Raw genomic sequence first — 20,371 nt, 5'->3', positions numbered from 1 at the left:
GGATCCGCTGCTGGTCGCCGTCGTAAGCGAAGGTGACCGTGCTCGCGCCCTGCGTGATGCGCTCCGGCAGGTCGAACGGCATATAGCGTACGGTCGTGCCGCCGGTCGTCGTGACCGCGTTCCACGGCGTCGTGGTGCGCACTTCGCGGCCCAGGGCGTCGTGCTCGTAGCTCTCGTACAGCCTCTCGCGCTCGGGTGTACGATCGCTGACGGGCACCGAGCGCCGCGCGATGTGCTCGCCCAGCGCATCGTCCCGATCTCTTTCATGATGCGCTTCGCATCACCCGAGCCCTGCGCCGGTTCCGGCTGGGGCCCGTACCACCACCACCACCGGATCTGGCGGCCGAGGCTGTCGAATTCGATCGTGTCGTTGGTCGGCCGACTGCAGTGCTTCGCGTGCATTACACGCCACGCATCCTCGTTCGTTGATGGTGACAAGGTGCACGCAGGTGCATCTAGAATATTGCTTCACGAACGCGCTTGTCGATCACGGCGGCGTCCAGTCGCCCATTGCGCTTAGCATCGCGGAGCCCTGTGCGTGTGCTGCACTGGAGCAGAAACGGAATCGCAATACCCGAGACAAGCCCCCTGATCCTCTTCTGTCGCTCAGCGGATCCAATGGATTGATTGTCTAGATCAAGAAGCGTTCGCACGGACTCCTCATCTGCTTCGGGCATTAGAGACTCAAGCCGCAATCTAATGTGGCACTCGCTTTCTTTGGGCGGAAATCTTGCGAGCGTTTGAGAGCAGGCCTTCACGAAGATGCCGAGGTTGATGTAGTGCTGCTGCCCAAAGTTCGAGCGCTGCACGTCCACTACCAGTACAGTCTCTTCAGTGTCATGATACCAGCTGCCATGTTTTCGCAGAAAATGCGCGTCCTTTAGGGTGGCATCCGTGGCAAGCTTGACTGAGTTTTCGGTCTTCATCAATAAGTCTCCACGCGTCCGGTCCATGTCTGTCCGGTGGTATCTTGGAGCTCCTTCACGTAGCTTTCCACTTGCTTTTGTCCTTTGCGAATCGCGCGCGGATTGTTTGGCTTAAGTTCGATCACTTCACGGGTTTTCGGATTAACCGCATCTGGGCGACGACCACTCGGCAATCGGAATTCCTTCTGAAATCCTGGAGGGGGTCGCCATGCCTTGTGTGCTGCTCGTCCTGCCGCTGTTGCCGCGGTTTCGCCAGTGTTCGATGCTCTCTGTGAACTGAGCGCCGTGCCCTGCGGGCTAGTGCTGGCGGATCCGCTTGACGTCAGCGCCTGCGACAGCCCCTGGATCCCCGCCGCGATGTTGCCGACCCCGCCGACGACGAGCCCGGTCGAGACCGCGATCGCAGGCACACCGATCGCCGCGCCGACTCCGGTGGCGCTCGTGATGCCCCCGAATATCTCTCCCGTCAAGCCCCCGATCGTGACGGCGAGCCCACCCACGATCTGCCCGATGGCCAGCCCCATCCTGGCTTCCTGGGTCCCATGGGCCAGCACGCCCGCGGCATCGAGCAGCCCATGCCCGACGCCCGCGAAAGGAACCGCCCCGAGCAAGAGCCCGGCGACGAACCCTGCCTCGAGCTGGACATAGGGGTTCTGCGACCAGTCGATCGGCGCCGCGGTCACCGGCTGCGGCACATGCCCGGACGAGCTTCCGGTCGTGCCGACGTCGACCGGCGGCGCCGCCGCACCGACCTCGGCAGCCTCACGCGAGCCTTCCACCGGGCTGGGCACCGTCTTGAGGCACTCGAGCCCGCTGCAAGTCAGGATACGCTGCACCTCGGGATCATCGCGGTAGCCTTCGTAATTGGGATCGACCGGAAGCGGGTACTCCGGCTGGAACCCGCTCGGATCCACGTGGTTGAGCGGGCTGTTGAGCACGTAGCTGTAGGGATTCCAGCTTTGCCCGAAGAACAGGAAGGAGACGATCGGGTCGGTGGTCAAGAACCGCCCGATTCTCGGATCGTACATCCTGCCCTTCATGTTCACGAGCCCGAGCTCGTCGTCGCTCTCGTGCCCGGTGAACCCCTGCGTCGTCTTGCTGGCGAACGACGCCGGCGCGGGCTCTCCCCACACGGGGTTCCTGCGCTGCCCGAACGGATCGTAGCTCCGCCGTTCGATCACGTCGCCGTCCTCGTTGGTGAGCGCATCGACCGAGCCGAGGTGGTCGACGTGCACGTACAGTGCGCCGTCATCCGCCCCTCCCCGGGTGACGATCGCCACGACCCGCTCCGGCGAGTGCACGTAGTACCGATGCTCCACGGTGCCCGACGCCGCCTCGGTGACCCGCTCGTAGAGATCGCCGAGGTAGAGCGTCTCCTTCTCGGATGTCGTCTTGCGGATCCGCTGCTGATCGCCGTCGTAGCCGAACGTGACCGTGCTCGCGCCCTGCGTGATGCGCTCCGGCAGGTCGAACGGCGTGTAGCGCACGGTCGTGCCGCCGGGGCGCGCGATCTGATTTCCTACAGCGTCGTAGCCGAAGCTGCCCGTGACGAGCGCTGCGCCGGTGGCGGCGTGCGGGTGCAACGGATCGTCGTAGGCGAGCGTGCCGGCGTCCGATTTGAAGGTGAGATTGCCGTTCGACGCGTAATCGTAGCGGATCGCGCAGGGCGCCGACGCGCTCTCCCCCTCGCTGAAGTACGCGCAGGTCAGCCGCTGGAGCGCGTCGTGCCGGAAGCGCTCCGTCGTGTTCCGGCGCTGAAGCGCATCGGTGCGGTGCGTGAGGTTCAGGAGATCGTCATACCCGTAGTCCAGGTCTTGCACGTCGGCCGCGCCGCTCCGCGTCACCACGTGCCCGAGGCGCTGCTTGTCGGCGTGGTAGCTCCGCGTCGTGATCGCGCCGTTGCCGAACACCTCCTCTCGAAAGCGCCCCGCGTCGTCCACGTCTGTCAAGCGCCAGTACGCGTCCTTCGTCCGGTTGTCGCGCACCGCGAGCACATGGCCGTGCGCGTCGTGATCGTGGGCCACGACGAACGACGCCGCGCCGGAAGGCGCAGGGTACGTGACCGTATCGACACGACCGAGACCGTCATAGCCCAGCTTGGCCTCCAGGGGAGCGCTCTCTCCGTCGATGCGGAGCGTGATCGTCTCGAACTGGCCGAAGCGGGTGTACCCGTACGTCTTGTCGCCATCCGGGCTCGCGAGCGTGTGGAGCTTGCCGATCCCGTGCGCCGCCGTGTCCCAGGTCCACTTCGTCGTCAGAAGCTCGGCGCCGTGCCGGTCCACGCGCGAGTCGGGTCGGCCGAGCGCGTCATAGCCCCAGGTGGTCTCGCGCCCGAGCGCATCGGTCGACGACATCAGCTCGCCGAAGCCGTCGTGGATCGAGCGCGTCGTGCCCCGATCGGGGTCGTCGAGCTGCCGGACGCGGCCAAACGCATCGCGCGTCATGCGCGTCACCGCGCCGCCTGGATCGGTGACCGTGTGCAGCAAGCCGAACGGGCCATAACCGTAGCGGGTGATCCCGTCGGCTGCATCGGTGATGGACTCGGCTCGCCCCAGCGGATCCTGCGCGGTCACGGTCACGTGGTCGAGCGGGTCGGTGACGCGCACGAGCAAGCCATCGTACTCCGTCGTCGTGACCGCGTTCCATGACGTCGTGGTGCGCACTTCGCGGCCCACGGCGTCGTACTCGTAGCGCTCGTACAGCCTCTCGCGCTCGGGCGTATCTTCGCTGACCGCCACCGAGCGCCGCGCGATGTGCTCGCCCAGCGCATCGTACCCGATCTCTTGCATGATGCGCTTCGCATCACCCGAGCCCTGCGCCGGTTCCGGCTCTGGCCCGTGCCACCACCACCGGATCGGGCGACCGAGGCTGTCGAATTCGATCGTGTCGTCGGCGCCGCCGGTCGTGGTGCTTCGCTCCGTCACACGCCAGGCGTCCTGGTTCGGGCCGCCGTCCTTGGTCCGCGAGAGCGCGATCGTCGTCGTGGTGCCGTCCGGGCGCTTCTCGACGCCGAGGCGCCCGAAGCCGTCGACCTGCCACGCCGTGACGAGCTGATTCGGATCGACCCGCCTGAGCAGCACGCCGAGCGCGTCGTCGTACTCAACGATCGTCGTGTGCCCGGCCGCATTCACGTAGCTCTCGGGGAACATGCCCTCGTCATCGAGCTCCGCGCTGGATGTCCGCCGGTGGCCGAAGGCGTCCTCCGCCGTGACGCCGGTGATGTTGTCGAAGTCATCGTGCGTGTAGATGACCTTTAGCTTCGTGTCGGGCAGACCGTCGTCGCTCTCGGTAGACTCGGTGTCGACCTCGCCGTAGATCGTCGTGGTCCGCGTGAGGGTCCGGCACTGGGAACTGCCCGCCGCCGCGCTGCACTCCTCCTGCGTCTCGAGCTGCCCGAGGACCCAGCGCTCGGTGTCGTTCTTGAACGTCCGCGTGACGTTGAACGTGAGATCGATGCCGCTCGTCGAGACCTCCTCGGCGCGCACGTTGCCAAAGTCATCGAACTCCGTCACCTTCGACACCGAGTCGCGCAGCAGCGTCGCGCCGCCGCCTCCGCCCTCGACCTGCCGTACGTACGTCTCGATCGCGGGCGGCTCGCCGCGCGGGGGCGGATGGATCCCTTGCGCCCACCTCACCCGGCGCTCGGTCGGCAGCGTGAAGTACGTCGCGCCGTCGTTCGTCGGGACGAGCGTCCGCTTGACGTCGCCGAACGAGAGCTCGATCTGCTCCGGCCTGGGCTGGGTGGGCAACCCCGGCGCCCAGTGCCACGTCCGCTGGACGCGCCCTGCGAAGGGGAAGACCTGGAGCTCGTCGTCGTACGTGACGTGGTCGTAGACATCGAGCGTCGCGGCGCCCGTGTCCAGATCGGTGACGATCCGCTCTCCGAATCCGAGAAATCCCCTGCCCAGCCGGTGATAGCGCCCGTCGCGGTAGCTGACCTCGAAGCGCCGCGGTCGATCCGCGCCGTTGTTGAGCGCGTACGCGCTGACCACCCGACGCGGTCCCACGACGCAGCGGCGCGGATGGCCGCAGTCGTCCGCCGCGCCGGAACGCGCGAGGTAGAGCGGGCTTCCCCGCGCCGGATCCTCCGCGCTGTCGCCCGCCGCCACCGACGCGTCGGTCAGGTGCCCGTACGAGATGCTCACATTGGGCACGAAAGCCGGCTCGGTCGGCTCGCGGGCGTTCATTCCGTCGGAGATCGCGACCAGCAGATCCTGATCCGCCGAGAGGCTCTGGAAGATGTTGAACACGCCGCCGAGCGTCAGGATGACGTCCTGGGCCCCGTCTCCATCGACGTCGCCGGTGCGCGGCCCGCGTGGATCGGCGAGGGTGATTGCATCGCCGAGGCTGGCCTCGAACGGCACCTGCGGGTTGACGAGCGTGAACGTCGGCCCGTTGCGTTCGCCCGTCGCCAGCAGGACGGCCCACGACGGCAGCGCATCGGAGCCGCCCAGCAGCATGCCCGGAGGGACGGGCATCAGGAGATCCTGCCGCCCATCGCTATTGAAGTCGAGCGGCACGGCGAACCGGAAGAACGCGTCCTGATCCGGGAAACCCAGCAGATCGCCGAAGCTGAACGCGTCGACGGTACGGAACGGCGAGGGCACGAAGGTCGGCCCCGTGTTGACGTAGGTGGTGAGCTGGTGGTGGTTGAAGCCGGATTCGACGGCATCGGGCAGGCCGTCGCCGTTCACGTCGAGGAAGACCACGCGGCCCCCGGGGCCCACGACAGGCAGCGCGGTGTCGAACACCTCCCAGCGCTCATCGCCCCGGCGCATGATCGCGTCGTAGCTCGAGCCGGTGAGCACCGTCCCGTCACCGAACCGCTTCAAGGACGGCACGATGAGATCGATCTTGCTGTCGGCGTCAACGTCGAGCGTGTGGAATTCCGTGTCGCAGGGATAGCCGGTGAGCAGTTCGATCGACTCGCCCCTGGGGTCGAATCCCGCGGGCGTCACGTCGCGTGCAGGCCGCCAGATGTGGACGGCCCACACGGCAGCGAGCGGGAGCGGTGCCTGTCCCTCGCGGGCGTGATCCTCGCACTGGATCAGATCCGGCGCGCCATCGCCGTCCAGATCGGCGAGGTGCATCGCCGCGCCGGGGCTGCTCAAGCTGGGCGGCGCAGGCGTGCTCTTGAGCGGAAAGGGCCTGCGGATGCCCGTGTCATGGAGCGCGAAGGTCCAGTCCGGCCGGGATAGGAGCACATGCCACGTGACCTCGGCACCATAGACGTCGTGGAGCAGGACGTCCATCCGCCCGTCGTCGTCGTAGTCCAGGACGGTCCCGAGCTCGGGCTGAAGCGCCGCCGGGTCGGACGACCCGATCGGATCGGCGACCGTGGGCCACTCTTCGAGGAAGGCGAGCTCCGCAGGCGCGAGAAACGACGGCGAGGCGCGGGGCCCGAGGTTTCGCGCCGCCAACCACGCGGTGATCGGGTTGCTCGGTGTGCTGAGCGCCGCGACCATGTCCGGAATCACGAGGTCGTCGCGCCCATCGCCGTCGAGGTCGAACACCATCGGACTCGCTCTCTCCGAGACCGGCTCGTCGATGTCCGTCGTGAGCCGCTTGAACCCGGGCGTGGCACGGCTGTACTGGAACCGCGTGGCTGGCTTGCAAACCCCGGCGCTCGCACACTCCTCGACCTGCGTGAGGAGCGTGTGGCTCGTCGCCGGGTTGAGCTCGTAGCGGAACCCGTAGCGCCGGACCAGGGTGTCGCTCGGGCCGAGCATCTGGATCTCCTCCAGACGAAGCGAGCGCTGGAGCGCCATGCCGCCCGAGTAGCCGGTGCGAATGGCGGCCGGGTCCTTCGTCCCATACACGAAGCGCACCGCTCGGGAAGGCTCGAGCGACGGCGTGCCCTCGAAGCTCGTGTAGCGGATCTCGTCCACCGCGTACTCGGCGGCATGGCCGTCCTCCGCCTCGGCGACGCAATACGCGTACGTCATGCCGTTGCCGCGGCCGTCGCGGGCCTTGTTCGCGAGCCACGCGCGCGGGACGCCGCCACGCGCGAGGGGTTTGCTGCCCTCGGTGCTCCCGTACTCGACGACACGGCCGGACGGCAGGTGCGCCGCGAAGAAGAGCGCCTCGGCGGGCGCAGCCCCTTCCGGAGGGTAGTGCCCGACCACCTTGACGAAGGTATCCGGGAACGTCCGGAACTCGATGATCCCAGGCGCCTGTCCCACGGGGACGAGGCGCTGGCCATCGAGGCAGAGCTCGTCCTCGCCGTCGTACCTCACGCCGCGGATCTCCCCGTCCTGCGCGAGGGTGCTCGGACATCGCGTGATCGCGGAGAGCCCTGCGATGGAGAAGCCGGCGCCGAGCACGCCGTCGCCGCCATCGCTGCGATAGACGAGCTGGAGCCGAGGTCTCATGCCCGCGCGGGAGGGCACGGTGGTCAATTCCATCGTAACCACGGCCTCCCCGGTGCTCGATACGGAGAACGTCCCGGGAATGGTGCCGGCGGCGACGGTCTCGACTTCCGGCGCGGGGCGGGGCGTGGCAGGGCCGTGTGTGCCCTGGGTCCGGCAGGCGACGAGGCCGGGGGGCGGCTCCAGGGGCGGGCCGCCGAAGATGCACTGGCATCCTCCCTGCGCGAGCACGCAAGCGAGAAACATCAAGAGCGGGATGATCGTCCGGAGAACGCGTCGAAGAACGAGCGCCATCGCAGCCTCCCTCGCACCGAGGAGGCCATGGCGCTGCGGCCCGAGTCAACCGTTGATCTGGAGTCGATACCCCCTTGCCTATGATGAGCTCGAGGCATTCCTCAGGGCATCTGTGGCCGGCCCGCAGTTACGCGCAGCAGGGATTGCGCTGTGTCGAAACGGCGTTCGGCCGTCCGCGCTGGAGCGCAGCAAGGCGAGATCGATCGGACGGTGCAGCACCATCATCGCCCGCCCATCACCTTGGGATGGGCCTTGCGGTGCTCACCGGGTCCAGCAGTCCTCGGCGGCGTGGGCGCGCGCCTCTCAGGTCAGGCGCGCAGGTCCACCAGCACGCCGCACTGTGAACGACCGGGCACACGTCCTCCTGCGCAGCCTCGCGGCCGCACCGCTCTGGGCCACGGGCGCCGCGGTGATGATCGACCGGGGCCGCGCCGCGTCCCGCCTCCGCGCGCTCGACAGGCCGCGCGCCGCGTCCCGGGCCCGCGTTGACGGCGCCGCGGCGGCTCGCTAGACCGCCTGCCGATGGCCGACATGCCCGAGACCCCGTTCGCCCTGCTGGGCGGCGAGCCCGCCGTCCGCCGGCTGGTGGAGCGCTTCTACGACCTCATGGCCCGCGACGAGCCCGCGCTCGCGCGGCTCCACGTCTGCGACGAGGGGGGCCAGGTGTGCCGGGAGAGCCGCGACCGCTTCGCGCTCTTCCTGATCGGCTGGCTCGGCGGCCCGCAGGACTACATCGCCGCGCACGGCCACCCGCGGCTGCGGATGCGCCACATGCGCGTCCCGGTCGACGTGGCCATGCGCGACGCCTGGATGCGCTCCATGCGCGCGGCGATGACCGAGCTCGGCGTGCCGGAGCCGCTCTTCGGCTTCCTCGACCAGCGCTTCGCCGAGGTCGCGGACTTCATGCGCAATCGGCCGGGCTGAGCCGCCGTCGGGCAACGCATACCCCGCCGCCGACGCGCCTGCGCGCCCGCGGCTCATCGGCGAGGCGTCAGAGGGAAGCGCCGCACCTCGTGCACGCGCTCCGACGTCACGCTTCCTGACCGAGGACCCTCGTTCAGCGGAAGGCGAAGCGGTCGACCGTGATCTTGTAGCCGAGTTGTTCGCCGCGCTCGATGCGGCCACCGAGCGATATGTTGTGCTCCTCGCCGCTCGTCGCCACGTACTTCGCGTCGGCCGCCACGAACGTGCACGCACCCTCGATCGGCTGCGGGCGCTCGAAGAGGCAGCCGTAGCCGTCCTCGGCGACGGGGCGACAGATGCGGGTGTCGATCTTCAGCGCCTCGACATCCTCGCGCGAAAACAGGCGCTCCTCGTAGGTGATCTTCATGGGCTTCTCGCAGCGAAGGTAGATGGGCAGGTACTGGTGCTGCGCGTCCCGGTACACGACGCCGTCTTCGATCTCCTCGCGCGTGCCCTCGGCCACGTCCAGATAGCCCTTCAGGCGGACCGGCGCCTCGACCGCGGCGGGGAGACCCTCGGCGGGCATCGCCTCGGCGTGCGGGTGATCGCCGGCGTAGAGGAGGACGTTGAGGAAGCGGTGCAGCGCGCCGTCCCCGGTGGGGTCGAAGATCTCGCTGACCGCGTCGCAGCGTGCGGCCTGCTCGGCGGAGTGGCTCTCCATGTTGTCCCCGCTCGACTCGAACCCGAGCTCGTAGACGCCCACGCTCGCTGCCCAGCCATTGTCGTTCTTGGACGCGGCCAGGCCGGCGGCGTCGTTGTCTGGGGCGATCCAGAGGTTGTTGGTGGTGAGCGCGGGGACGTGCGCCAGCGAGCGAACGAGGGAGCCGTTGTCGCCGCAGCCGCGCCCGATCTGTTCATAGGTGGTGTCAACCTCCGCCGGAGTCGACGGGGTTGCCGGCGCCGCGGTGGGCTCGGCGCTCGTGTCGCCGTCCGATCCGCCGCAGCCTGCGACGAAGATGAAAGGAGCCCCCACGAGAACCAGCGAACGAAAGTAGTTACTCATGACGGCGGTGGGGAGCAAAGCTCGTACCTCCCCGATCCATGCGGATTTTCTGCCCAAATCGCGGCGCGAGACGCGACGCGTGAACGGGGCGCCACACCTCGGCCGCTGGCAGCTCGCGCTCGAGCGGGTCCTCGGGCGCGTCCACCTCGACATTCACCTCTACGAGGTCGAGGTGCTCGCCGGCGCCACCTGGAAGAATCTCTGTGAGGACGAGGGCCACGGAGGGCGGCCGATCTTCACCACGGGCCCGCGGAGCTCCATCGAGCCGTCGGGATCGTGCGCGAACCCGATCCAGCAACCACAACATCTTGCTCGGGCCGGGTAAGGCTCGTGAGGCCTGCTGCTGGAGCCACGCACAGGGGTGCTTCATCCAGGCGTTCAAAGCCGGGCGGGCCAGGAGGCGGCCTTCGCGCTCCAGGCCATCCAGGCCCTCTCCCGCGTCGAGGAGCCATCACAAGGGCGCCCCGATACGCCGTTGGCGGAGCCCCTGCCTCACCATAAATTCCCAGATACGCTTGACAGAGAGCACACCGGCGACATAATCGACGCGCCGTCAACACGGGCGAACATGCTCGCCTGTTGATGTCTGTTTTTGTGAATTTATTCCAATAGTTCGACGCGCTCGAACAGGAATTCATGATCAGGGCGATGTGACGTTGCTGGCGACGTCGTGCTCGCGCACCTCATTCTTGTTTGCCCAGAAGGATCTTTGTGCATGAGATTGAAGCATCTTCCATACGCCTCGACGGCGATCGCGTCGCTTGTCTTGATCGGTGCGGCGGGTTCGGCTCACGCGGCCGTTTATCCTGCGAGTTCGTCCAGCGGTGGGCCCGGCGTGAGCGGGTGCACGGGCAGCGCAAACTGCACGAATGAGAGCTGGGGTGTCGACCTCAATGACAATACCGGCTTTGCCTGGAGCGTGGCCGGCGGCGCCGGCGGCGGCGCGGACCTCTATGTGAAGGTCGCCGTGCTGTCGCAGACCAGAGCGATGAGCCTGTGGTTGAACGGCAGCCAGATCTCCGTCATCACCGCCACCTCCGTGGACAGCCCGCGTCCGACAGGGAAAGAGTTCGGCCCGTTCCCGGTGACGCTGCTGGCCGGTACCAACACGGTGGAGCTGCGGGACACGCAGGGCACTGCGGAGTTCGATGTGCATAGCCTGCGCGTCGAACCGACGAGCGCCGGCGACGATGAGTTCGAGATCGGACTCTGGCGACTGATGTCCCGCGCCGACCGTGGCACGTTGACCCGCGATGCCTTCACCGGGCAGCTGGTCGGCGCCAATTACACGGGCGATGACCATCAACACTGGCGCCTTGTCGGCGTCGGTACGAACAAGTATCGGTTCGTGCACGAGGACACCGGCCAGTGCCTGGTCGCGTCGAGCGGCGCGGCGGTGCTCGGCGGCTGCAGCGGCACCGCGGCGGAGTGGACCGTGGATACCTTGCGCGCCCGCACGGTGGACCGCCCCGCCGTGTATCGCTTGCGCTCGAACGTGAACAGCTGCGCTGTCCCGAGCGGCAGCGCGCAGCCCACCCTGGGGACCTGCAACGACAGCGCACGCTGGTATCTGGAGCCTGTCGGCTTCGGTGAGCGCATCGCGAGCGTGGAGTTCGATTTCCATGGGCTTCTCCTCGTCAAGCCCAACACCAACGTCCCTGGTGTCACCCAGGGCTCGCTGCCGACCAGCGTCGTCGACGCGGTGCAGATCGCCTTCGAAGAGCGGGTGGCCTACTGGATGGATCTGATCACGGACGGCCGGGTCGCATGGCATGGCTCCAGCGTCGTATCCAGCGATCCCATCACGTCGCTGTCGACCTCGGTTGATGATCCGAATCACTTGCCGGCGGCCATCCACCTTCAGCCAGACGTGCAGAGCTTCGTGCCCCGCGGCGAGTACGACACCGTGCAAGTGTTCTTCACGCCCGGCGACAGCAAGCCGGGGGGCTGGGGGTGGGGCCCGGGGAGCAGCTACTACTCGAACTACACGATGTGGACGACGGTGAACGGGAAAGACACGGTCGCCTCGGACTGGCTGTCCACGGTCAACAGCGAGCCTGCGGAGGTGTTCATCCATGAACCCATGCACGGCCTCGATGGGCTCTACGGGGAGCTGGGGATCCCGCTTCCGGAGGGGCTACTGGATGGAGGAAGTGGACCGAATCGCTACGCCGGCTCCCTCATTCCCGGTCGCTCGTGGCTGCACTGGTACCGCGACTACTGGCTCGGGACCGTCATCGCCTCCGATGACACCTACCGCGGCTTCGGTCCTCGCGCGTTCGCCGAGATCACGCCGAGAGATTACGCGTTGAGCCCCGCGGTGGACGAGTACAAGATCGTGCAGCACACCAGCGGCAAATGCTTCGCCCCGCAAGGCGGTGCCACGAAGCCGGCCGACGACACGCCGCTGGTGCTGTCGAGCAGCTGCAGCACGCTCGCCTCTTCTTTCAGGGTTCTGGACAGCGGCTTGCTCAAGCATGTTCCGAGCGGAATGTGTGTTCACCCGAATCAAGGGACCGCCTACAACAACGTTGGTCTGATCCTCAACGGATATTGTGGTCCCGAAGTACGCCTCTCTTTCGACGTGACGTCCGGTGGGAGCCTGCAAAACAGCGAGACCGGCCGTTGCGTTCACCCGCAAGGCGGATCGGCGACCCCCGCCGAAGGAACCAGCCTGATCTTTCACGACGGTTGTGATGAAGCGCGCCTGCGCTTCGACCTCGTGTTGCAGTGAAATGGTCGCGAGCTGCTAGCCAGGGCCTGAGGGGTGGGCATCATCGGCACACGACATCCCGTTGCAAAGGCGTTCCACCTGGCCGAGCAGCCCTCGACCAACCTCGCTTCGACGGCCGCCAACTCCACCGCACGTCCGACCTCGGAGAACACGAATCGCGAGTGGACGGCGCGTGAAAACAAGCGACTTCATCGCCCGCTGAAGGATGCGCGGGTGCCGGGGGGCGCGTGGGTGGATGACGTCTCGTGCGAGGCAGCGCGCGTGTAGACAGGCCCTTCGCACGGTCGCTGGGCTCCTGCCAGTGGGTCCGCGTGAAGCAGAACGTGATCGCGCCGGGGGCGACCGGAGCCGGGAAGCGCTTTCTCGGCGGCGCGCTCGCGCCGGTGGCTCGCGGGCAGGGCTTTCGCGCCCTCGTCGTCCGCACCCCGCGCCTGCTCCAACAGCTCGCGGTCGCGCGCGCCGACGGGACCAATGCGAGCGCCATCGCACGCCTCGCGAAGGTCGTGCTGGACCGAGCACGGGGTCGGCCACCGGGAGAAGGCTGGGGCGCAATGTCCCGAAACCTGGAACGTTCTGCGGAATACTCTGGCCTTGACACCAGCTCGGCTTCTGGGGAACCATTGCGGGCCGTGCCAATGCGCAGCGATGGAGGGGGCGGGTCGGCGGGTCGTTCGCCGAGAGGCGAACCATCGAATTCCGCGGCGCCCGAAACCTCCAGCGACGCCAGCGTCGCGCTCGACCATTCCCCCATTTCGGCGATCTCTCTCCCCACCGGCGGCGGCGCGCTCCGCGGGATAGGCGAGACGTTCACGAGTCACCCGGCGACGGGGACGTGCTCGCTGACAGTACCGATCGAGACGCCGCGCGGTCGCTCCGGCTTCTCGCTCGCGCTCTCGCTCACGTACGACTCGGGCGCCGGGAATGGACCGTTCGGCCTCGGCTTCCGCCTCTCTGCTCCCGCGATCTCGCGCAAGACCGACAAGGGGCTGCCGCGGTACCTCGACGGCGACGGATCCGATACGTACCTCCTCGCCGGCGCCGAGGATCTCGTGCCCGTGCGCGTCGCGAGCGGCGACGGAACGGCGCCCGATATCGTCGACCGGGGCGCGTATCTCGCCGAGCGCTACCGCCCGCGCGTCGAAGGGCTCTTCTCGCGCATCGAACGCTGGGTTCACCGCGCCACCGGCGATGTCCACTGGCGTGCGTTCACGCGCGACAACGTGCTCAACGTCTACGGGCGCTCACCGTCCGCGCGCGTATCCGATCCCGACCGCCCGGGCCACGTCTTCACCTGGCTCCTCGAAGAGACGCACGACGACCACGGCAACGTCGTGCGCTACACCTACAAGCGCGAGGACGGGGAGGGCGTCGATCCGGCGCGGCGGAGCGAAGCGAGCCGGTTCCGCGAGAGCGCGAGCGGAACGCGGAGCTTCGTCGCCACTGCGCAAACCTACCTGAAACGCGTCCAGTACGGCAATCGAACGCCAGTCGTCGATCGGAACGCGCCCGCGCCGGAGGGCGACGACTACCTCTTCGAGCTCGTCTTCGACTACGGCGAGCACGATCTGATGACTCCGCTCGTCGGCGAGAGCGCGCCGTGGACGATTCGCCCCGATCCCTTCTCGAACCACCGCGCCGGGTTCGAGATCCGCACCTACCGGCTGTGCCGGCGCGTTCTTGTCTTCCACCGCTTCGCGGAGCTCGGTGCGCAACCTTGCCTGGTGCGCTCGCTCGACCTCCGTTACGACGAGGCACGCGTCACCGTTCCCGATGGCGGGCCTCCGATAGGCCCGCTCGCCTCGTACCTCGTTGCGATCACGCGCGTCTCGTACGATCGGCCGCCAGGCGGCGGCGCGTACCTGCGAGTCGAGGATGCGCCGCTCGAGCTCGACTACACCCGGCCGGTCCTGCACGACCGGCTCGAGGCCCTCGATCGCGAGAGCCGTTCGGGTCTCGCGGGAGGCATGCGGGCGTCGGACGCTCGCTGGGTCGACCTCGACGGCGAGGGCCTGCCCGGCGTGCTCTTCGCCACCGAGCAGGCTTGGTTCTACAAACGGAACCTCGGCGAGGGCGCGTTCGAGCCGCCGGCTCTTCAGCACGGCCTCCCGCGACCCGCGAGGCTTTCGGCCGGTCCGGACCTGCTGCTCGATCTCGGCGGCGACGGCAAACTCGACCTCGTCTCGTTCACGCCGCCGCTCACCGGTTACTTCGAGCGCACCGACGCACGGGAGTGGGCTCCCTTCGTGGCGCTGCGGGTCATGCCGAACATCGACTTCCGCGGCGCGAACGTGCGCTTCGTCGACGTCGACGGCGACGGTCTGCCCGACCTGCTCGTCGGCGAGCACGAGGTCTTCGTCTGGTACCGCTCGCGTGGCAAGGAGGGCTTCGACCCGGCGTCGTGGCTGCGCAAGCCGCGCGACGAAGAGCGCGGCGCGGCGGTCGTCTTCGCGGACGGAGCCGAGACGATCCACCTCGCCGACATCAGCGGCGACGGTCTGCTCGACGTCGTCCGCGTCCGGAACGGTGAGGTCTGCTACTGGCCGAACCAGGGCTACGGCTGCTTCGGCCCGAAGATCACCCTCGACGGCGATGTGCAGTTCGACACGCCGGAGCAGTTCGATGCGCGGCGCATGCGGTTCGCGGATCTCGATGGCTCGGGGACGAGCGATCTCGTCTACCTCGGCCGGGACGGCGTGCGCGTGTACTTCAATCTGGGCGGCAACGCGCTCGCGCCGGCATGGCGGCTCGAGTCCCTGCCGGCGATCGATTCCCTCTCCGACGTCAACGTCGTCGATCTGCTCGGGACCGGCACCCAGTGTCTCGTCTGGTCATCCCAGCTCGCGCGCGGCGGGGCCGCGCCGGTCGCGTACGTCGATCTACTCGGCGGCGAGAAGCCGCACTTGCTCCGCTCGATGGTCAACAACCTCGGCGCGGAGACGTACGTCGCCTATCGCCCGTCGACGCGCGATTACCTCGACGACCGGGCCGCCGGGCGCCCGTGGATCACGCGCCTGCCGATGCCGGTCCAGGTGATCGCCGAGGTCCGGCGCAAGGACACGGTCGCCGACACGAGCCTGGTCACGCGCTTCGCCTACCATCACGGCTTCTTCGACGGCGTCGAGCGCGAGTTTCGCGGCTTCGCCTGCGTCGAACAGTGGGACGCGGAGTCGTTCGGCGACGCTGGCGGCGCGCCGCTCGATCAGCCGCCGGTCCGCACCGTCACCTGGTTCCACACGGGCGTCTGGCTCCAGCGCGAGCGCATCGACAGCGCGCTCGCACGCGAGCACTACCAGGGCGATCCGCTCGCGCCGGTGCTGCCGCGCTCGATGTTTCCCGGCTCGCTCACCACGCGCGAGGAGCGCGAAGCCGCCCGCGCATTGCGCGGCCGCATGCTGCGCCAGGAGATCTACGCCGAGGACGGTACCCCCGAGGCCCCGCACCCATACGTGGTCTCCGAGGCCAACTACGAGGTGCGGCTGCTGCAACACCGCGAGGGCGACGTGCCGGCCGTCGTCTTCGCCCACGAGCGCCAGCGCCTGAACGTCCTCTACGAGCGAGCTCCGACCGACCCGCGCCTCGAGGTCGAGACGGTCATCGCGGTCGACGCGTTCGGCAACCCGATACGCACGGCCACCGTCGCCTATCCGCGCCGCGCCGTGATGGAGCCGGAGCAGGGGGCCGTGCTCGCGACGGTGCGGGAAATGGTCGTCGCCAACGCTCCGGACGAGACCGATTTCCATCGCATCGGCGTTCCGGTCGAGTCGACGACGTGCGAGCTCGTCGGGCTTGGGCCCTTGGCGGGCCGGGTGCACGACCACGCCGAGCTCGACGCGGCGTTCACGGGCGCAACGGTCGTGGCGTTCGAGATCTCGCTCGATCCGACGGATCCGGCTGGCCAGCGCCGGCCGGTCGCCCGCGAGCGGCGGCTTTACTATCGCGACGAGCTCGACGGACCCCTTCCACTCGGCGAGATCGGACGCCGCGCGCTCGTCTACGAGCAGCAGCGCGCCGCGTTCACGACCGGCCTCGTCGCGAGCGCGTTCGGTGGCCTGGTGACCGATCCCATGCTCGCGGCGGGCGGATACGTGCTCGCCGACGGGATCCGGTGGGCGCGCGGCGGCCGTGCTGTCTTCGATCGGGCCCGGTTCTACCAGGCGGTCGAGTCGATCGACCCATTGGGTGGGCATCATCGCGTCACCTACGACGGCTACTCGCTGCTCGTCCTCGACACCGAGGACGCCGTGGGAAACCACGTCACCGCCGGCCGGCGCGACGCCGGCGACGCCGTCATCGAGAACGGCAACGACTACCGCGTGCTCGCGCCGGCCCTCGTCATGGACGCGAATCGCAACCTCACGGCGATCGCGTTCGACACGCGCGGCATGGTCGTCGCGACGGCGATGATGGGAAAAGAGGGCACCGCAGAGGGCGACACGCTCGCTGATCCGACCACGCGGTTCGAGTACGACATGCTGCGTTTCCGCGCCAGCGGCGGCCGCGAGCCCGTCTTCTCGCACGAGCTGCGGCGCGAACGGCACGGCGCCGCGAACACCCGTTTCCGCGAGACGTACGTCTACTCGGACGGAAGCGGCCGCGAAGCGATGAAGAAGGAGTCGGCCGAGCCCGGCCCCGCGCCCGTCCTGGACGCGGACGGACATCTGGTGCGCGAGGCCGACGGCTCGGCGCGCGTCGCACCCGCCCATCCACGTTGGGTCGGCACCGGGCGAACGGTCTACGACAACAAAGGGAACGTGGTGAAGAAGTACGAGCCGTACTTCTCGAGCACGTTCGCGTACGAGGACGAAGACGAGATCGTCGAATGGGGGGTGACCCCGATCCTCCGCTACGACCCGCTCGGCCGCCTCGTCCGTACCGATCATCCGAACGGTACGCATACGCGGCTCGTGGTCACCGCGTGGCGCCGCGAGCGCTGGGACGAGAACGACTGCATCGCGGGGACGCCGTGGTTCGCTCGCAAGCAGGCGGGCACCGCCGCTGAGCAGCGGTGCGCGGCGCTCGCCTTCGCCCACCGCGACACGCCGACCGTCGAGCACCTCGATCCGCTCGGGCGGGCCTTCCTCGTCGTCGCCGACAACGCGGCGGCCGGCCTGCTCCCCACGCGAGTCACGTTCGACATCAAGGGCAACCGCGTTTCGCTTCGCGACCCGCGTGGCAACGTCATCGTCCACCAGGTGCTCGACATGATTGATCGGCCGGCGCGCGTCGTCCGCGCTGACGCGGGCGCGTGGGACGTCGCGGGCGAGCATCGCGTCGTCGCCGTCCTCGCCGATCCGGGCGGGTTGTGCGCGCTGCGCGATGTAGCGAACAAGCCGATGCGCACATGGGACGAGACCGGCGTCGCCGTCGAGCACCGCTACGATGCGCTCGAGCGCGAGACGCACTTGTTCGTCACCGACGCCGGCGGCACGCGGCTCGTCGAGCGGACGATCCACGGGGAGCTACATCCCGACGCGACCGCGCGCAACCTGCGCACGCGCGTGTTCCGCAGCTACGACGGCGCTGGCATGCTCAGCAACGATCGCTTCGACCTCGATGGCAATCTCGTCGAGAGCACGCGGCGCCTCGCGCGCGCGATCGACCGGCCGGATTGGAGCGCGCTCGCGGCTCTCCCGGCGCCCGACGCGATCGCGCTCGCCGCCGAAGCGAGCCTCGAGGCCGAGGAGCTCAAGGCGAAGGTGCTCTACGACGCCTGCGCGCGGGCGCTGCTTCGCGCTTTACCCGACGGCACGGTCATCCGGACCTCCTACAACCAGGCTGGCCTGGTCGAATCCATCGAGCTGTGGTCGCGTGGCCTCGACGTGCTAGCGGAAGACCTGCGGCCTGTGTTGCTCCCCGGCGGCTCCGAGGACGACGGCCGCTGGACGCCGGTGATCACGAACATCGACTACGATGCGCGCGGCCGCCGCGTGCTCGTCGAGCATGGCAATGGCACGCGGTCGCGCGCCACCTACGATCAGGAGACGTTCCGGCTGATCCGGCAGGTGGTCGAGCGCCCCTCGAGCGGAGCGACGCTACAGGACCTATCGTACGAGCGCGATCCGGTCGGGAACGTCGTCGCCGTGACCGACGCGGTCTCGTGGGGGAACCCGGCGGTCTCCGCCGATGGCCTCTACAGATACGACGCGATCTACCAGCTCGTCGCCGCCGAAGGGCGCGAGCATCCCGGCCAGCAGCCAGGGCCGGCCGAGCCTTCGGCGCTCCGGCTCGATCACCCGAACGATCTGTCCGCGCTCCGCCGCTACCGCGAGACGTATCAGTACGACGACGCGGGCAACCTTACCCGTGTGGCCCACGCGCCGCTCGGCGGCGGAGGATCGGGGTGGACACGGCGGCAGGAGTACGCCCCCGACAGCAACCGGCTCGTCCGCAGCAATCCTGGTGATCCTCTCGCGTTCACCTACGCGCACGACGACGTGGGGCGGCTCTCGGGCATGGCTCATCTGCACGCCCTGCGCTGGGACCACGCGAGCCGCCTCGTCGCCGCGCACAAGAAGGCGGGTGGTGGGGATGACGTGTTCTTTGCCTACGACGCGCGCGGAGTTCGCGTCCGCAAGGTCTACGTCCACGGGATGATCCGCGAGGAACGAATCTATCTCGGTCCGTACGAGGTCTATCGCCGGTGGGGCGCCGCGGATACGACGCCCAACTTCGAACGTCAGACGGTGCGTGTGATCGAGGCCGACCGGACGGAAGCGATCGTCGAGACGAAGACGATCGACACGTCCTCGCCCCCGTTCACGTCCGTGAGCCGCTGGCGCTACCAGGTGGACGATCACCTCGGGTCCTCGACGATGGAGCTCGATCACGGCGGGCGCGTGATCGGGTACGAGCAGTACCATCCATACGGCACGTGCGCGTTCCGAGCCACCGATTCGACCGTCGAGGTGAGCGCGCGGCGCTACCGCTACACCGGTCACGAGCGCGACGAAGAGACCGGCCTCGATCACCGTGGCGCGCGGTACTACGCGGCATGGCTCGGACGATGGACGAGCTGCGATCCGAAGGGGACGATCGACGGAGCGAACCTCTATCGCTACGCCCGCAACAACCCGCTTCGTTACACGGATCCCGACGGCACCGACGCCGTCGACGGCAGCCGGGCGCTCGACACGCTGCGCGGCGGTGGTGGACCCCAGGCCTCGGCGGGCTCGGGCGGCGGCGGTAGCGGCGGGCGTGGAGGCGGCGGGGGGGGCGGCGGTAGTTCGAGCTCCGGTGGTGCCACGAGCAGGGCGCCGACCACAGGGCCGTCGGGCACCGGGCTCGGGGGCGTCTCGAACAGCTCCTCGGCCACGCGATCGACGCCTCATCACACGGGCGCCCTCGGGGTCTTCGAGAGCATTTCGGACGCGCTTCACGACGCCGCCAGTTGGGCCGGCGAGTGGCTGCCGGGGATCATCGCGGGGCCCATCGCGGGGCTGCTCGACATCCTGGGCGGGTTCGTCCGTCTCCTCGGTGGGCTGTTCTCGTGGAACGGCACGGCCGCGCTGCGCGGCCTCGAGGACATGGGCCGCGGGGCCCTCCGCATGCTCGGTCTCGGGATGCTCGCCGAACGGTGGCACACGGTCGATTGGTCCGCCCGCGCCGACGGGGATCCCACGTCGACGCTGCCGCTTCCGGACTCGCTGCGGCGGGACACACGCGATGCGGCGGGTCGCCTTCCCTCGGCTGCGCCGAACGCGCGCGAGAACGGCATGCACGCGTGGCACGCGGGCACGAATGCCGCGGTCGCCCACCGCGTCGGCCTGCTCGGAGCGCTGCTTCTCGTCATCGGCGGCCTCATTCACGAGAGCCCCATCGACTGGGAGTCGTTCGATGCGGAGCAGCGCAACCAGGGGACCGTGAATCACATCCTCGACTCGCTGACGGACATCATCGCCAACGTCTTCGGCATCTTCCTCGGGCTCTTGTTGCCGCGGAGCTGGGCGATCGAAGTCGGCGTGCGCGCCGGCAACTACATCCCCGGACCCGGCGATCCCGATCCCGCCGTGGGGGGCGACGGCGGCACCTACACGGGAAAGCCGTGGAGGGCATGGGGCACTGGAAACGGGTACCCGTGAGAGGC

The 20,371-nt window shown here is 68.5% G+C and carries 8 protein-coding genes and 1 pseudogene; 6 read left to right on the top strand and 3 right to left on the bottom strand.

The window, feature by feature from the left end:
- Nucleotides 1-455 precede the first annotated feature (455 nt).
- Together WME76_RS22630 and WME76_RS22625 are read right to left on the bottom strand one after the other, a co-directional pair.
- Nucleotides 456-926: a DUF4304 domain-containing protein gene (locus tag WME76_RS22630; RefSeq protein ID WP_437954367.1), complete on the bottom strand. Its 471-nt coding sequence runs from the start codon at nucleotides 924-926 to the stop codon at nucleotides 456-458.
- A complete protein-coding gene (locus WME76_RS22625) occupies nucleotides 926-7,588 on the bottom strand; it encodes an RHS repeat-associated core domain-containing protein (RefSeq protein ID WP_437954366.1) in 6,663 nt (2,220 codons plus the stop codon). Before WME76_RS22625 ends, WME76_RS22630 begins: the two co-directional genes overlap by 1 nt.
- Before the next feature lie 522 nt (nucleotides 7,589-8,110).
- Here WME76_RS22625 and WME76_RS22620 point away from each other — a divergent pair.
- Nucleotides 8,111-8,512, top strand: a complete 402-nt coding sequence (locus WME76_RS22620; RefSeq protein ID WP_437954365.1) for a group II truncated hemoglobin — start codon at nucleotides 8,111-8,113, stop codon at nucleotides 8,510-8,512.
- A 133-nt stretch (nucleotides 8,513-8,645) separates the two neighbouring features.
- Here the strand turns inward: WME76_RS22620 and WME76_RS22615 are convergent, their stop codons facing one another.
- Nucleotides 8,646-9,524 carry a hypothetical protein gene (locus tag WME76_RS22615; protein WP_437954364.1) on the bottom strand — a complete coding sequence of 293 codons (879 nt, stop codon included), beginning with the start codon at nucleotides 9,522-9,524 and terminating at the stop codon, nucleotides 8,646-8,648.
- Between the two features lie 109 nt (nucleotides 9,525-9,633).
- Between WME76_RS22615 and WME76_RS22610 the strand changes: the two genes are divergently transcribed.
- From WME76_RS22610 to WME76_RS22590, 5 genes and pseudogenes are all read left to right on the top strand, one after another.
- Entirely contained in the window at nucleotides 9,634-9,879 is a 246-nt protein-coding gene (locus WME76_RS22610) for a hypothetical protein (protein WP_437954363.1), read from the top strand.
- Between the two features lie 390 nt (nucleotides 9,880-10,269).
- The gene (locus WME76_RS22605) at nucleotides 10,270-12,288 is read left to right on the top strand and encodes a hypothetical protein (protein ID WP_437954362.1); all 2,019 of its coding nucleotides are present in this window, start codon (nucleotides 10,270-10,272) and stop codon (nucleotides 12,286-12,288) included.
- Nucleotides 12,289-12,321: 33 nt separating this feature from the next.
- Complete coding sequence (locus tag WME76_RS22600; RefSeq protein WP_437962237.1) at nucleotides 12,322-12,555, top strand: hypothetical protein; 234 nt, start codon at nucleotides 12,322-12,324, stop codon at nucleotides 12,553-12,555.
- A pseudogene (locus WME76_RS22595) lies at nucleotides 12,534-12,731 on the top strand (ATP-binding protein); the annotation flags it as partial. The gene WME76_RS22600 and the pseudogene WME76_RS22595, both read left to right, overlap by 22 nt.
- Nucleotides 12,732-12,923: 192 nt before the next feature.
- Entirely contained in the window at nucleotides 12,924-20,366 is a 7,443-nt protein-coding gene (locus tag WME76_RS22590) for a SpvB/TcaC N-terminal domain-containing protein (protein ID WP_437962143.1), read from the top strand.
- Nucleotides 20,367-20,371 lie beyond the last annotated feature (5 nt).

This window comes from Sorangium sp. So ce119 (genome assembly GCF_051524405.1).
GTDB lineage: Bacteria > Myxococcota_A > Polyangia > Polyangiales > Polyangiaceae > Sorangium > Sorangium cellulosum_G.
Note: the sequence above shows the minus strand (reverse complement) of the source record. Positions and strands in the feature narration are given on the sequence as shown.